The sequence below is a fragment of the Nitrospirota bacterium genome, assembly GCA_016212185.1.
Lineage (GTDB): Bacteria > Nitrospirota > Thermodesulfovibrionia > UBA6902 > DSMQ01 > JACRGX01.
On the sequence record JACRGX010000053.1, the window covers coordinates 1 to 14,986 of the forward strand.

A 14,986-nucleotide genomic window follows, 5' to 3' on the forward strand; every position below is an offset into this window, starting at 1 on the left:
ATTAAATTCAGAAATTTTTGAGCTTCACTATGTCTGGGGTTTATTTGCAGGACTTTTTTAAATTCCTTACGAGCCTCTTTTATATCTTTTTTTGCAAAATAGTAGATTTGTCCGAGTTTAAAATGCGGCATTTCCCATTCCAGATTAAGTCTTATGGCAGTCTTATAATTTTCTATCGCTTTATCAAACAGGTCTATGGACGTATAAGCGCTGCCGAGACAATAATATGCCATTGAATAATCGGGGTTAAGTTTTATAGCAATCTGGTGCTGCTCTATTGCCTTATCAATCAGCCCTTGAGATTGGTAGGCAATGCCGAGATTATTATGTGCTTCCATGAGAGCCGGGTTCAGCCTTACAGCGGTTTGATATTGTTCTATTGCCTTTTCAATTAACCCCTGAGATAGGTAGAGACCGGCAAGATTGCTGCGTGTAATTGAATAGCCGGGATCAAGTTTTATAGCAATCTGATACTGCTCTATTGCCTGTTCAATTAGCCCCTGAGCCTGGTAGGCAATGCCGAGATTATTATGTGCTGCTGAATAATCGGGGTTAAGTTTTATAGCAATCTGATACTGCTCTATTGCCTGTTCAATTAGCCCCTGAGCCTGGTAAGCACGGCCAAGATTATTATATGCATACCAATAATCAGGGTTAAGTTTTATAGCAATCTGATACTGCTCTATTGCCTGTTCAATTAGCCCCTGAGATTGGGAGGCAATGCCAAAAAAAGTATGAGCCCTTTCGTTCTCAGGGCTCTTGTTCACTACATCCTTCCAGAGGCTTATCTCGTCTTTCCAAACTTTGTTCCTCGCATACGTAGCGCCTGCAAACACCAGAACAACCACTGCAAATAGAATAACAGCCGCCTTTTGACCTTTGCCGTTAAATTTTCTTGCAACATTAAAAACAACGCTGCTTATAACAAAAAAAATCCCTATTGATGGTAAATACACCCTGTGTTCAAAAATCACATCCCTGATTGGGATAAGGCTTGACTCTACAGACAATGTTATGAAAAACCAGAAAATACCAAATGCCGTTAAACGCAATCCTTTATGTGTAGTGCTGAACCTATAAGTAAAATAAACAGCAATACTGAATATTGATAGGAGAAATAAAAATGATAGGAATACCTTAAAATCAAACAGCGAATGATATAGTGGGTAGTTATAATCAAGCATCTGGTTTATAGGCGCCAGAAGAAGCCTTATGTATGTGGTTACCACCCTCATTTCCGTAAATAGATAATCAAGCCTTGAAATGTTTGACTGGACCCTCGTTGCCTCGCCCACATCACTTATTAACTCATCTATTGGTCTGTCCATACTTATAAAATTCACCGGGATTATCAGCATAGTTATGAGAAACGGGATTAAATATAAAACCCTTTTTATTACTTTGCCCTTCAGGAACATAAACTCATAAAGTACAACAATTACAGGGAGAGTAAATGCAATCTCCTTTGTCTTCATTGCAAGGACAGCAGAGGTTAGCGATGACAGATAATAGAAGACAGGCTTAAGCTTTGATATTCCGGATTCTGGATTTTTTGTTTTATTTCTGTCTTCTGCCTCCTGTCTTCTGATTTCTGCCTTCTGATTTGCGAGTCTCCATTTCATATACAAAACAAGCGAAATCAAGTAGAACATCGCTGCAAGAGAGGCGAACCTCTGTACTATGTATGTTACTGCCTGAGTCTGCAGGGGGTGGCAGACAAATAACAGGGCAGAAAACAGGGCAATTAAAGCAGTGTACGAACTGTTTCTGTGTTCTGTTATGAAAAAAGGTGTCTCAAATATGAGAAGCACCAGCCGGTACATAAGAAGGGCATTAATAATATGCACTGAGATGTTAAAGACATGATAGCCGGTAACATCAAAGCCGTGTATCTTGTAGTTCAAGGCGAAACTGAAATAACCCACGATTCTTTGTTTAAAAACAATTTTTGTCTCAAAATCAGACAGGAGGTATGTAAAGTAGTTGAAAGATTTAATTAGGGGGTTTTCTACAATGTTTGGAATGTCATCAAAATGAAAAGGCGCATTAAAGGTATTTGAGTAAGCAAGCAGCCCGAGAGTTATTATCAATAAAATATGAAAAACAGGTTTATGCAGGAGCCCTGTCTCAGCACCTATTGTTGGTGAAAGAGGCTCTATTTGTTTGTTTTTAGCTAAAGAGACCGCTCCGGTTAAATTTCTTTTTCTCTTTGAAGCCTTTCCCATCAAAGTAATATAACACTTAAAGTCTTATGCCTTCAAATCCTTATCATGCTGTCAGGGTATTACATAAATCTTCTAAGTTAAAATAGCCACAAGGACAATCTCCCACGCCTATTTTCCGGCGAGTTATGAAAAGTTCAGGCATTATGATAAACTTTTTGCATATAATTATATTAATGTAAAATACCACTAACCTTTTACCGGGCACTACTGATGTCATTTAAAAGATTAATAAAAATCATGGAGGCGCTCAGGGGTCCTGACGGATGTCCGTGGGACAAGGAGCAGACCAGGCAGAGCCTTAAGCCTTTTCTGATAGAGGAGGCTTACGAACTTCTTGAAGCCCTTGATGAAAACGACCCTGAAAAAATAAAGGAAGAACTCGGAGATCTTTTGTTTCAGATAGTCTTTCACTGCCGGCTTTCAGAGGAAATGGGGCAATTTGATGCAGGGGGCGTTATTGACGGTATTGCAAAAAAAATGACCGGCCGGCATCCTCATGTCTTTGGGGATGATAAATTAAAGACCTCAAGGGAAGTCCTGCTGAGATGGGAAGAGCATAAGAAAAAAGAGGGCAAGCTCCGTGAGTCCCTGCTTGAGGGAGTGCCCAAGACACTTCCATCATTATTGATGGCCCACAAACTTCAGCATAAAGCATCAAAGGTCGGCTTTGACTGGGATAATGTTGACGATGTATTTAAAAAACTTGATGAAGAGCTTCAGGAATTCAAAAATGCCGTCAGCAAAAAAAATCAGAAGGAGATAGAGGATGAGCTTGGCGACATCTTCTTTGTCCTTGTCAGGGTTTCGCATTTCGTCGGGGTAAACCCCGAAGATGCGCTGAGGAAGACTATCAGCAAGTTCATTCACAGGTTCAGACATATGGAGATGAGAGCGGCGGAGATGGGGAAAAAACTCTCTGATATGACCCTTGACGAGATGGATGTGCTGTGGGAAGAAGCAAAAGGCAATAAATAATTGCCCATTACGCATCACGCTTTACGTCTTTTACCCTACCTTTATTGAGCCGAATCCCCTAAACTCTATGCCGAATGTTATCTGGTATTCAGACGGTTTCTTTGTGTATGAAATTGTTATACCCCAGCATTGACTTTTATATATCGTCCTGATGTTTAATTCCTGCACTCCTGCGCCTTTGACGTCATACCATAATCTGCCGCTGAGGTCTACCGGCAGCGGTTTGCCTCTGACCTTCAAAAAATCGTGAATGCCCGCCTCAACCGAGTACTGGTCAAGTTTTGTTGAGCGCCTGAAATTTTTACCGATGCCTGCTGAGGCATGCTTGCCTTTGACATTGACAGATGCAATGGTTTCTGTCACAGTTGTATCATAAACATCATAAGATGCGCTGACATCTATATCCAATTTTTTGCTTGACAGGTCAGCCTCTGCCAGCACCGGCGCAAAGGGCCTTTCAACATTAAGCAGGCTGTAGCTTTGAGAAAGCCTGAATCTTGCCTCTGAACTGCCCAATGCAGAGCCTGAAAATCTATTTGTCAGAGAATATACGATATCACTTGTTTGAGGCATTGAATCAATTGAATCAAACTCCGGAATGTCGTTATGGTCCACCGCAGGGATATGCACATACTCCAGCGACGGTTCAATGGCATGCATCGTGGATTCATAATCCCTAAAAAATCTCGTTGTCAAGCCTGACCTCAGGTCAAAAAGCTCCCTGTTTGCATTTTCCCCCTCGGCCTTTAGGAAATAAGCAGTCTCCCTTACTCCGATTTTCTGCGTGAAATTGACGGCCCTTCCATAGCTGAAATAGGCATTGGGGTAAATATCAAGCCGCTGCCCCTCCATTCCTTCCTTACGCTGAAAATTCGTGCCTGTAAAAGACATGTTTAATGAAAAGGGCCCCCGGGACCTTGTATTAAGAATAAATCCTGCCTCGGGAATGCTCTGGGGAATATCTTTTGAACTTCCTTCAAGGCTCTGCCTGTATTGCCCTAACACATAAGTCCTCCCTCCTGAAAAAGGTTTTGATAACTGAAGGTCCGATTCAAGGTATTTTTGCAGCCGTTCTTCAGAACCAACGCCAAAAACGTCAGACTGCCATGTTGACAGGCCTATCCTGTTTGCAGAAGTTGACTCAAGTTTTTTGTAATAATCAAAACTGTTTACAAAATGAAGCTTTGAATAACCTGACATGCCGGCAGGAAGCCCCTGATTGTAATAAGATTTAAGCTCGAAAAAATCCCTCTTCAGGTCGCCGTCTCTCAGGTGATACATCCAAAGTTCTCCATTGGTTTCAGGGCTCTCAATAAAGCGGTAATCAAGACCCTTGCCAACCCCTTTTTTACTGAAGTAATCAAGGTACACGGTTGCATCCCTGTTTTTTTCTATGGCCCAGAAAAAGCCCTGTTTATACATAAAACCCTTTGTATTGTTGAATCCAATGTGTGGAATAAGCAGTCCTGTCTGGCGTTCCTCAAGAAGCGGGGCCCAGAAGTAAGGCGTGTAAAAAAGCGGCAGGCCTTTTACATAAAAAGTCGCATCTTTTGCCTTTACGCTCTCATGAAGTGTTATTTTTATATCCCTGCCCTTGAAATACCATTCAGGAGGAGTTGCATCGCAGGTCGTTGCTGTGGCATTGTTAATGGAAAAAGTTTGTTCCCCTGTTTTACTTACATCTCCGCCTTGTATGTGGTAATTCCGCGACTTATAAAAAATACTGCCTTTATAAAGCGTGCCAAATCTCGTCATGAAATTTAATTCCATCTTTTCAGCCTTTACAACAGCCTCTGCATCTTCATAGACTACATGTCCGATGGCAGTAGCTTCACCGGTAGTTTTATTCAGATAAGCCTCATCGGCAGTTAATACAGCATCGCCATAAACTATTTTTACGGACCCTTTTGCGATATACATATTGGTTTCTGCCGGATACTCCAGATGATCCGCAGTGACGTTGACATTATTATCATCCTGAGCAAAACAGTAAGCAGTGAACAGAAAAAAAAGAACAAATAAGTAATATCCTGTTTTTTTAAACTGACGACTGTTCACTATTGACTGATAACTGTTTTTAATCATTCTCTCAAATGCGATAGCACGCCTTTGTGCCCCAGCGCCTCTTTTGCCTCCCCTGTGGTATAAAAAGACCCTGTCACAAGTATAATATTCCCTTCTTTCCAAATCGCCTTTGCAAGGTCAAGCGCCTCTGCAGTGGAACCGGTTATCATTACTGTTTTGTGATTTCCACTTAGCTGAAGGTTTTCAACGCACTCCTTAAGCCTCTCGGGAGAGGCCGCCCTTTCACCCTTTGGCTTTGTAAGTATTATTGTTTCAGAAATTTCAACAAGCGGCTTTAAAATCCCCGCAATATCCTTATCCTTCATTATGCCCGTTATGGTGATAATTTTTTTGCCGTGGAAAAGCTCTTTCATTGTCAATGCCAGCAATTTTGCCGCCTCAGGGTTATGGGCGCCGTCAAGGATTACCGGAGGCGTTTGAGATACCCGTTCAAGCCTGCCTTCAAAATTAAGTCCTGCCAGCCCGCTGTAAATTGCCGCTTCATTTATCATAACGCCCTTTTGCATCAGGATTTCGCATACCCTTAAGGCGAGCGAGGCATTATAAATCTGATGTTTTCCGGCAAGGGGCAGGGACAGCCCGTTATAATTTTTATAGCCTTTATAATCAAATTCTATGTGTGTTTCATCCATTGAAATAATCGCGCCTTCAAAATCCCTTCCATACAAATGCACATCTGAGCCTGAATCACGTGCTCTGTCGTTAATAACCTTCAGCGCCTCAGGCTGAGTTACTGCTGTCACCACAGGCACGGCAGGCTTTATGATGCCTGCCTTTTCAGAGGCAATCTCAGGAATGCTTGCACCAAGAAATTCAACATGTTCAATGCCGATATTCGTTATGACGCTTGCCTCAGGCAGAATGACATTTGTGGCATCAAGTCTTCCGCCCATGCCTGTCTCAATCACAGCCCACTCAACCCCGTTGGATGCAAAATAATAAAACGCCATTGCAGTGACAAATTCAAAAAAGGTCGGCTTCATACCGGTATTTGCTATGACATCCCGGATATAAGACGTAAGCCTGATTACCTCGTGTTCGGGAATCAGATACCCGTTTATACTTATCCTCTCAGTAAAACTTACAAGATGAGGCGACGTATAAAGACCGGTCTTAAATCCGTTTCCCTTAAGAACCGAGGCGATTATTGCAGAGGTAGAACCCTTGCCGTTTGTGCCTGCGACATGGATAGTGCGGAAAGAATTTGCAGGATTGCCGAGAATGCCCGTCAGCCTGAGGGAGTTTTCAAGACCGAATTTTATTCCGAACATCTGAAGGCCGTACAGATAATCCACAGAGTCGTTGAACTGGGAACCCGCCTTGCCGACTGACCGGCCGGCAACCTCAGAGTGTGAACGGTGAACGCTTGAGGGGTTGTCTCTGCAGCACTTTGTCACTGCTTAGCCCTGACATCGCCGGTGATAACGGATAAAAGTTTTACTATCGTCTGCTTAAGCTCTTTCCGGTTTACAACGATATCTATCATTCCGTGCTGAAGAAGGAATTCCGCCCTTTGAAAGTCTTCGGGCAACTGCTGTTTTATGGTTTGTTCTATGACACGGGGTCCTGCAAACCCTATCAGGCTCTTGGGCTCTGCAATAATAATATCGCCAAGCATCGCAACGCTTGCAGTCACGCCTCCGAATGTCGGGTCTGAAAGTATTGAAATATACGGCATGGCGCCTTTTTGAAAACGGGCTATTGCCGCAGATGTCTTTGCCATTTGCATAAGGGACAATATGCCCTCCTGCATCCTTGCGCCTCCTGAGGAGGTAACAAGTATCAACGGCAGTCCTTCATTAAGCGCAATCTCCGCCGCTATTGTAAATTTCTCGCCGACACCCGAACCCATGCTCCCGCCCATAAAAGAGAAATCAAAGACAACAAGCATGACCGGATGTCCGCCTATTAATGCCTCGCCTGCAATTACTGCCTCTTTTATGTCCGCCTTTTTCCTGGACTCCTTGAGCCTTTCCTTGTATGGAATCTGATCCTTGAAATTCAGGGGGTCCTGAGATATAAGATTTTTACCGACTTCCCTGAAACTGCCCTCATCAACAAGCAGGGGTATGCGCTCCTTTGCCGTAATCCTGAAATGGTAGTTGCACTTCGGGCATACCTTAAGGTTCTTCTCAACTTCCTTGCGGTAGACAATCTCCCTGCAGCCGTCGCATTTTACCCACAGCCCTTCAGGGACTTTGACTTTTTTGGGGATTGTGCTTTTTTCTTTTTTAAACCAGGCCATGTTAAAAACAGTGAACAGTGAACAGTGAACAGTGAACAGTAGTAAGTTTTTTCTTTAATTCATTACGCATGACGCGTAACGCATAATGCATTGCTGCCTTAGATAACATACGTCTTTCCTTCTTTGAGCATTGTTATCTGTTTAATTCTAAGGCGGTGGAGTTCCTTTGCTATTATTTTTGAGAACTGGGGCTTGGGATGAGTTATTAAGATTTTTTCAGGCAGTTTTTTCAGTTTTTTAAGTTCACCCAAAAGCAGCGCCGGAGTCAGATGCCCTGTAATAATTGCCAGCTCCTTCATTTTATTGGGAAAGGTCACTTCTATTATCAGCGCATTCACTGCAGCAGTTTTTGTCTCTGTATTTACCCTCGTCCACAGGCTGGCGCCCGGACCTGTATCTCCGGTATAAACAAGCCTCCTGCCTGTTGAGTCTGTGATAATATAACCGGCAGCCGGAACAGAGTGGTTCACCTTGCCGGCTATAATGCTGTAGCCGTTAATACTGTATCTTTTCCCCACCTCAATGCTTCTTAAACCAAGCACCGGCTTATGGGACGGGATATTTGTAAAATCAGGCCATATGGAATTATTCAGGAGATTTCCCTTTAATGCCTTCAGCACATCCTTAACCCCTATAATTTCAATCTTGTGTTTTATGTTGCTTACAAGCATATTGTCAGCCAGAGAAGGAATAGACTTTATATGGTCCAGATGGGCATGCGTTATAAGGATATGAGTAATCTTGCTCTGTGCATTCTCCGTAAGCGATGAGGTTACCGTACCGGCATCCAAAAGCATACTGCCGTCAATCAGAAATGCAGGCGGATGGGAATTCGGCATCTCTGAGCCTGAACAGCCAAGCACTTTAATTTTCATATCGCCTCCCTGATGGTTTTAATAAAATTTTTTATATCTTTGCCCTCCGCAATCTGCCTGACAATGGCGCTTCCTATTATAACGCCTTCGGCAAGCGCTGAAACTACAGCCGCCTCCTCAGGATTTGAAATTCCAAAACCGACGGCAACGGGTTTCTCCGCAACCTTTTTTATCAGCGACAGTGTATTTTTCATGGAATCATCCACTGAAAGCCTTGCGCCTGTAATGCCTGTAATTGAAACATAGTATATAAAGCCCATTGACGCCTTTGCCACTTTCCTGACCCTGTCCTCGGTGCTCGTAGGCGCAAGGAGAAATATTGTATCAAGTTTGTGTTTTTTTGCAATGCGTATAAAGTCCCCTGCCTCATCAGGGATTAAATCAGGGATTATCACTCCGTCAACGCCGGCCCTTACCGCCTCACTGACAAATGCCTTAATGCCGTATTTAAAAACAGGATTGTAGTAAGTCATAAGGATTAACGGAATTTGCGTAGTCTGCCTTATCCCTTCAACAAGCGACAGAGTTTTCCTGAGAGTTACACCCTGCTTCATCGCCCTTTCACCTGCCCTCTGTATCGTAGGGCCGTCTGCAAGCGGGTCTGAAAACGGAACGCCTAATTCAATAATATCAGCCCCTGCCTCTTCCATCTCAGCGACAAATTTTTTTGTTGCCTCAAGCGAAGGGTCGCCAGCCATAATGTATGGGATAAGGGCTTTTTTATTTTGCTGTTTTAGTTTTTTAAATGTCTTTTCAATTTTAGTCATAATGAATTTGAACTATGTTTAACAACTTTGAACAATTTGAACTACTTAAACAATCTTGAACAATTTTTATTTAAAGCGTTATCCCCTTTATCCTTGCGGCTTCCTGCACATCCTTGTCTCCCCTGCCGGAGAGATTAACTATGATGATAGAGTCCTTCGGCATTGCCGGTGCAACCTTAACTGTTTCTGCAATTGCGTGCGCTGATTCAAGCGCAGGGATAATGCCCTCTGTCCTGCTTAAAAGTTCAAATGCATTCATCGCCTCATCGTCTGTGGCATATGTATATTCAATCCTCTTCAGGTCTCTCATGTAACAATGCTCAGGACCTACTGAGGCATAATCAAGCCCTGCTGATACCGAATGTGTCGTAAGCACATTCCCGTCATCGTCCTGAAGCAGATAACTCTTACAGCCCTGAAATACCCCGAGGGAGCCGCCTGCAAAACGCGCCGCATGCAGGCCCGACTCAATCCCCTGCCCGCCTGCCTCCACGCCTATCATTCTTACGTAAGACATGAGAGGTGAGACGTGAGACGTAAGGAAAGCATAGAACAAACCGATGGAATTGCTCCCTCCGCCCACGCAGGCAATCAGACAATCGGGCAATTTTTTCTCAGCCTTTAATATCTGCTTACGCGCCTCAATGCCAATCACCGATTGAAAATCCCTTACCATTCTAGGATACGGATGCGGACCAAACACAGTGCCTAAAATATAATGGGTATTGCGCACATTTGTTGTCCAGTCTCTTAATGATTCGCTTATTGCATCTTTTAATGTCTTTGAGCCGGTAGTGACCTCTGTGACCTTTGCGCCAAGCAGTCTCATCCTGAACACATTCAAGGACTGCCGTCTCATATCCTCACTGCCCATGTATATCTCACATTCAAGCCCCACAAGCGCGGCGCCTGTCGCAGTGGCAACTCCGTGCTGTCCTGCGCCTGTCTCGGCAATTAAACGGGTCTTGCCCATTTTCTTGGCAAGAAGCGCCTGCGCCAATGCATTGTTTATCTTGTGAGCGCCTGTGTGGCAGAGGTCTTCACGTTTTAGATAGATTTTTGCCCCGCCTAAATTTTCAGTGAGCATCCGGGCAAAATAAAGCGGCGTGGGTCTTCCTATGTAAGTCCTTTGAAGCAGGTCCAGCTCTGAGAGGAACCCTTTGTCTTTTTTACATTTTTTATACGCCTGCTCCAGCTCAATAAGCGCAGGCATAAGCGTCTCAGGGACAAACCTGCCGCCGTATCCGTTAAAATGTCCTTTGCTGTCAGGGAGTTTTTTAATCTTTTTATTCATTTTTGCGGTGAGTTTGTGATTTGTTAGAATTTCTAATGGAGTATTATATCACAGCAGGGGAAAAGAAAAACAGAAACAGCCAAAACCTACACCATTCCTTTCCGGCATAATCCGATGCATTTTCTGCCTTTATGTGATTTTCTTGACAATAGGAAAAATTGAATTGATAATTAGACTATAAACTTTATGAAAAAACCCTTGTTTGTGTTATTAACAGTTATTTTTATTGCATCGCTTTCCTTTGCCTCGTCTGATGAAGGCAATAAACTTTTTGAGAAAAAATGCGATATGTGTCATTCCTCCGAGCCTGCATTAAATAAAATCAAAACCCTTGAGGAGTGGAAAAGAACGACAAAGAGGATGGCAAGGCGCTCAGGCGGTGCGATTACGCTGGAGCAGGCTGAAAAGATTGCTGAATTTCTTGCACAAAACAGCAAAAAGATAAAAAACCCTGAAAAGACTGCTGAAAAAAAAGAACAGGCGCCTTTGAAAAGCAAGGCCTTTGAATTTAAAAAGGTGCAGATTAGCCAGTTTATAGAGCCTTCTGTCTGCGGCGAGTGCCATTCTGAAAAATATAAACAATGGAGCGGCTCCATGCACAGCAAGGCTTTTACCGACCCTGTGTGGAGGGCAGCCACCAAGCTGTTTATCAAAGAGGTCAGTAAAGAAGGCGAACTCCTTGAGATGAAGGCGTGCGTAAAATGCCATACTCCGCTCGGCTTCCGTTCTGATTCAATAAACTCGCCTAAGGATGATTATGACAAGCTTGCGGCGCTTCCGGCTCAGGGTATTTTCTGCAACTGGTGTCATAACATAAACGAGGTAAAACATATCGGAGACGCAGGCTACGAAGTGGAACCCGGAGGCGGAATGGATAACCCTTCCACAATGCTCGGTCCTTTGAAAGATGCTGAGTCGGATTTTCATCCGACAAAATATTCAGAACTGCATACTAAGTCGGAATTTTGCGGGCTTTGCCATAATGTCTCTCACGCTGCAAACAAGGTGCCGATTGAAATGACCTATGAAGAATGGAAAAACAGCCCGTACAATACAGGGAACCCTGAAACAACAGTAAACTGTCAGGATTGCCACATGAGGCAAAGACCCGGGATTCCTGCGACCGGCAAGACCGCAAGGCCTGACAATCCGGGAAAGGATGCTGACAACGGGCCTGACAGGCCGCATATCAGCACACATTATTTTGTCGGCGGAAATGCAATTGTCACAAAGCTTCTGGGCAGTGAAGTTCATTCAAAAATGGCTGTTGAACGGCTGCAAAATGCCGCTGATTTAGAAATCATTAAAGATAGTGCTTATAATAAAGGCGCTCTTTCGCAGGTCAAGGTTAAGGTAACAAATTCCGGGGCAGGGCATTATCTTCCTACCGGCATTACCGAGGTAAGGCAGATGTGGCTTGATGTGAAAATTACTGATGCGAAAGGCAAGACAGTCTTCAGGTCAGGAGAGATTGATAAGAACGGCAGTCTTGATGAAAATGCAGTTTTATATCACACACAGCTTGGCAATGAAAAGGGCAAGCCGGTGCTGAATCCCGCGCTTGCAGACAGAGTGCTTTATGATTACAGGATTCCTCCGAAGGGATTTGTAATAGAAAAATTCTTCTTTATCATACCTCCTGATGCAGCTTCTCCGGTAAAAGTTGAGGCAACGCTTAAATACAGGAGCATTTCACAGCCTCTTGCAAATTTGCTTTTTGAAAAAAATGCGCCTGAAATACTGGTGATAGATATGGCAGTTGCGGCAGAGGATGTGGAGGTTAAGTAGAGTTGACAGAGCTAACCTTTAAAAACCTTCTCTTCCCTGCCTTTATCAAATACTCTCCCTGAGGAAGTTTTTTATCAGGGTCGTCCCATTTTTTCCCGTTGATGCTTACGCCGCCCTGTTTAATAAGCCTTATTGCTTCGCCTGTGCCGGCGGCGATTCCTGAAAGTTTCATCAGTTTTGGAAGCCAGATTTCACCGTCTTCCCATTCGGGATTGAATGCGGGAATTTCATCAGGCACACCCTTTTCCTTAAAAATATGCTCAAATTCTTCCTTTGCTTTTAATGCCTGCTCCTTGCCCCAGTACCGCTCAACAATCTCAAGAGCAAGCGCCTCCTTAGCTTTTTTGGGATGCGCTGAGCCGTCTTCAATGCCTTTTTTAAGAGCCTGAAGTTCTGCCACAGGTATACGGCTTAAAAGTTCATAATACCTGAGCATCATTGTATCGCTTACGGACATTATCTTGCCGAACATGTCTTTCGGGGAATCGGTAATGCCTATATAATTTCCAAGGCTCTTGCTCATTTTATTCACGCCGTCAAGCCCTTCAAGAAGCGGCATCAGGACAAGCGCCTGCTCTTCCATGCCCATTTGCTTTTGCATAGACCTTCCCATCAGGAGATTGAATTTCTGGTCAATGCCGCCAAGTTCTATATCTGTCTTTAAAAAAACTGAGTCATATGCCTGAAACAGCGGATAGTAAAATTCAAGAATGTTTATCGGGTGATTTTCTTTGAACCTCTTTTTAAAGTCTTCCCTCTCAAGCATTCTTGCGACTGTCTCCATTGCCCCGAGCTTTACCACATCCATTGCGTTCATCCTGACGAACCATTCGCTGTTAAATCGTATCTGGGTTTTCTTGGGGTCCAGGATTTTAAATACCTGTTTTTTGTAGGTCTCAGCATTCCGGTCTACGTCTTCTTTTGTAAGCGGTTTCCTTGCCTCGTTTCTTCCCGTAGGGTCGCCGATTATTCCCGTAAAATCGCCTATTAAAAAAACAACCTCATGCCCCAGGTCCTGGAACTGGCGCATCTTTTCAAGCAGGACTGTGTGGCCTAAATGAATGTCAGGCGCGGTAGGGTCAAAGCCCGCTTTTATCTTAAGGGGCTTGCCTATCTTGTACGAGCGCTCAAGTTTTTTTATGAGGTCTGCCTCAAGCAGAATCTCAACGCTCCCCCTTTTGATAATCTCAAGCTGTTCTGATGGCTTTAGCATAGTAATAAGGGTTCATGGATTCAAGGGTTCATGGATTCCAGTGAACTGATATGCAATGCAAGTGCATACGAAGGTTTTCACTTGACCACTTGAATCCTTGGCCGCTTGACCCCTGTTTCAAAAAGCATACAAGATTTTTGATATAAGATGCAAGGTTTAGTGGTTTTTATGTTGCGGTTTACTGTTGTCTTTGCGTATGATATTTTCTTTTATGGTAACGAATTCTGAATTTTGAACGGTTGAAACAGCTTTTTTAAAAGGGGACAATCATGAATGAAATCATTCCGGTTGAAGTAATCCAGCAGAAAATATTTCTGATTCGGGGACAAAAAGTTATGCTTGATAAGGACTTAGCAGAGCTTTATGGCGTTAAGCCGATTAGATTAAGAGAACAGGTTAAAAGAAATATACGACGATTCCCTAAAGACTTTATGTTTCAATTAAATGAACGAGAGATTGATAGTATGGTATCGCAAAATGCGATACCATCGCGTAAGCACCTCGGTGGTTATCAACCTTATGTCTTTTCTGAGCAAGGCGTTGCAATGTTGGCTACTGTTCTTAATAGTGAAACAGCCATACTTGCAAACATCGCAATTATGAGAGCATTTGTAAAACTGAGACAAATACTCTCCACACATAAAGAACTCGCCAATAAATTTAATGAGCTTGAAAGAAAAATTGAAAAACATGATGATGAAATCCGTATGATTTTTGATGCAATCCGTGCGCTCATGAATCCTTCGGAAAAGAAGCGCCCGAAGATTGGGTTTAAGAGAGAGAAAGAGAAATAATTCTATTAGTTGGCATATTAAGAAAAGGAGGGTATATGAAAAATCTAAATCGCTCTCAAATTGAAAGACAGGATTTTGTAGACAATGCTATTTTTAATTTAATCAAAATATTAAACCCGACAAATACAAGTATTGATTGGAACATAGAAATGATTGGTGAGGTTAGAGATGTTTTAAGAAACTGGTATGTTTACAATCTTAATATCACAAAAGAGCAGAAAATTTATCCTTATTTTGAGGAATAAAATTGAAATACAAAGACAACTGTGTCAAGGCTTGAAAATACACACGTCTTCAAAAATATATCGTTATCTGGTATGATATATTACTGCAGTAAATAGTGAGCAGTAAGGTGTTCTAATAAATTGTTTGTTTCTAACTGACAACTATTTACTGATAACTGTTCAATGGAATCTTGGGCGGATAGCTCAGTTGGGAGAGCACAGCCCTTACAAGGCTGGGGTCACAGGTTCAAACCCTGTTCCGCCTACCATTTTTAAACAGTGAATAGTGAACAGTAGTTAGTGAATAGCAAAACTGAAAGTTGTTTTTTAATTTTTTAACTGACAACTGTTCACTGATAACTGTTAACTGTTTCTATGAGGGGTGGTAGTTCAGCTGGTTAGAACGTCCCGACTTGTCGGGAAGGTCGCAGGGTTGATGCAGTGAAGTTTTTTTAAATTAATTTTTATGGGGTGGTAGTTCAGCTGGTTAGAACGTCCCGA

General features: G+C 43.0%; 12 protein-coding genes and 1 tRNA gene. 5 read left to right on the top strand and 8 right to left on the bottom strand.

The genetic code is table 11. The features are described from left to right. On the bottom strand, positions 1-2,225 hold a 2,225-nt coding region (locus tag HZA10_05785), incomplete at its 3' end, for a tetratricopeptide repeat protein (protein MBI5195812.1). A 210-nt stretch (positions 2,226-2,435) separates the two neighbouring features. Here HZA10_05785 and mazG point away from each other — a divergent pair. Then, positions 2,436-3,200: a nucleoside triphosphate pyrophosphohydrolase gene (gene mazG / locus HZA10_05790; GenBank protein ID MBI5195813.1), complete on the top strand. Its 765-nt coding sequence runs from the start codon at positions 2,436-2,438 to the stop codon at positions 3,198-3,200. 30 nt (positions 3,201-3,230) lie between these two features. Here mazG and HZA10_05795 read toward each other — a convergent pair whose 3' ends face one another. From HZA10_05795 to trpB, 6 genes are all read right to left on the bottom strand, one after another. Next, positions 3,231-5,258, bottom strand: coding sequence for an LPS-assembly protein LptD (locus HZA10_05795; protein ID MBI5195814.1), 2,028 nt, complete (start codon positions 5,256-5,258; stop codon positions 3,231-3,233). Between the two features lie 23 nt (positions 5,259-5,281). Then, entirely contained in the window at positions 5,282-6,682 is a 1,401-nt protein-coding gene (locus HZA10_05800; GenBank protein MBI5195815.1) for a bifunctional folylpolyglutamate synthase/dihydrofolate synthase, read from the bottom strand. Then, positions 6,679-7,530, bottom strand: coding sequence for an acetyl-CoA carboxylase carboxyltransferase subunit beta (locus HZA10_05805; GenBank protein ID MBI5195816.1), 852 nt, complete (start codon positions 7,528-7,530; stop codon positions 6,679-6,681). The genes HZA10_05800 and HZA10_05805 overlap by 4 nt, the downstream gene beginning before the upstream one ends. Before the next feature lie 98 nt (positions 7,531-7,628). Then, positions 7,629-8,405, bottom strand: coding sequence for a 3',5'-cyclic-nucleotide phosphodiesterase (locus tag HZA10_05810; GenBank protein ID MBI5195817.1), 777 nt, complete (start codon positions 8,403-8,405; stop codon positions 7,629-7,631). Beyond that, positions 8,402-9,172 carry a tryptophan synthase subunit alpha gene (locus HZA10_05815; GenBank protein MBI5195818.1) on the bottom strand — a complete coding sequence of 257 codons (771 nt, stop codon included), beginning with the start codon at positions 9,170-9,172 and terminating at the stop codon, positions 8,402-8,404. Before HZA10_05815 ends, HZA10_05810 begins: the two co-directional genes overlap by 4 nt. A 70-nt stretch (positions 9,173-9,242) precedes the next feature. Next, the gene (gene trpB / locus HZA10_05820; protein ID MBI5195819.1) at positions 9,243-10,466 is read right to left on the bottom strand and encodes a tryptophan synthase subunit beta; all 1,224 of its coding nucleotides are present in this window, start codon (positions 10,464-10,466) and stop codon (positions 9,243-9,245) included. Between the two features lie 186 nt (positions 10,467-10,652). On the opposite strand from trpB, the gene HZA10_05825 reads away from it, so the two are divergent. Then, positions 10,653-12,254, top strand: coding sequence for a cytochrome c554 family protein (locus HZA10_05825; protein ID MBI5195820.1), 1,602 nt, complete (start codon positions 10,653-10,655; stop codon positions 12,252-12,254). Here HZA10_05825 and HZA10_05830 read toward each other — a convergent pair. Continuing rightward, entirely contained in the window at positions 12,247-13,467 is a 1,221-nt protein-coding gene (locus tag HZA10_05830) for a tyrosine--tRNA ligase (protein ID MBI5195821.1), read from the bottom strand. The two genes, HZA10_05825 and HZA10_05830, sit on opposite strands and share 8 nt — an antisense overlap. A 269-nt stretch (positions 13,468-13,736) precedes the next feature. Between HZA10_05830 and HZA10_05835 the strand changes: the two genes are divergently transcribed. From HZA10_05835 to HZA10_05845, 3 genes are all read left to right on the top strand, one after another. Further along, on the top strand, positions 13,737-14,261 hold the full coding sequence (locus HZA10_05835) for an ORF6N domain-containing protein (GenBank protein MBI5195822.1): 525 nt from the start codon (positions 13,737-13,739) through the stop codon (positions 14,259-14,261). Positions 14,262-14,296: 35 nt separating this feature from the next. Further along, the gene (locus HZA10_05840; protein ID MBI5195823.1) at positions 14,297-14,506 is read left to right on the top strand and encodes a hypothetical protein; all 210 of its coding nucleotides are present in this window, start codon (positions 14,297-14,299) and stop codon (positions 14,504-14,506) included. 172 nt (positions 14,507-14,678) lie between these two features. Continuing rightward, positions 14,679-14,754: transfer RNA gene (locus HZA10_05845), tRNA-Val, on the top strand. The last annotated feature ends 232 nt before the right edge of the window (positions 14,755-14,986 follow it).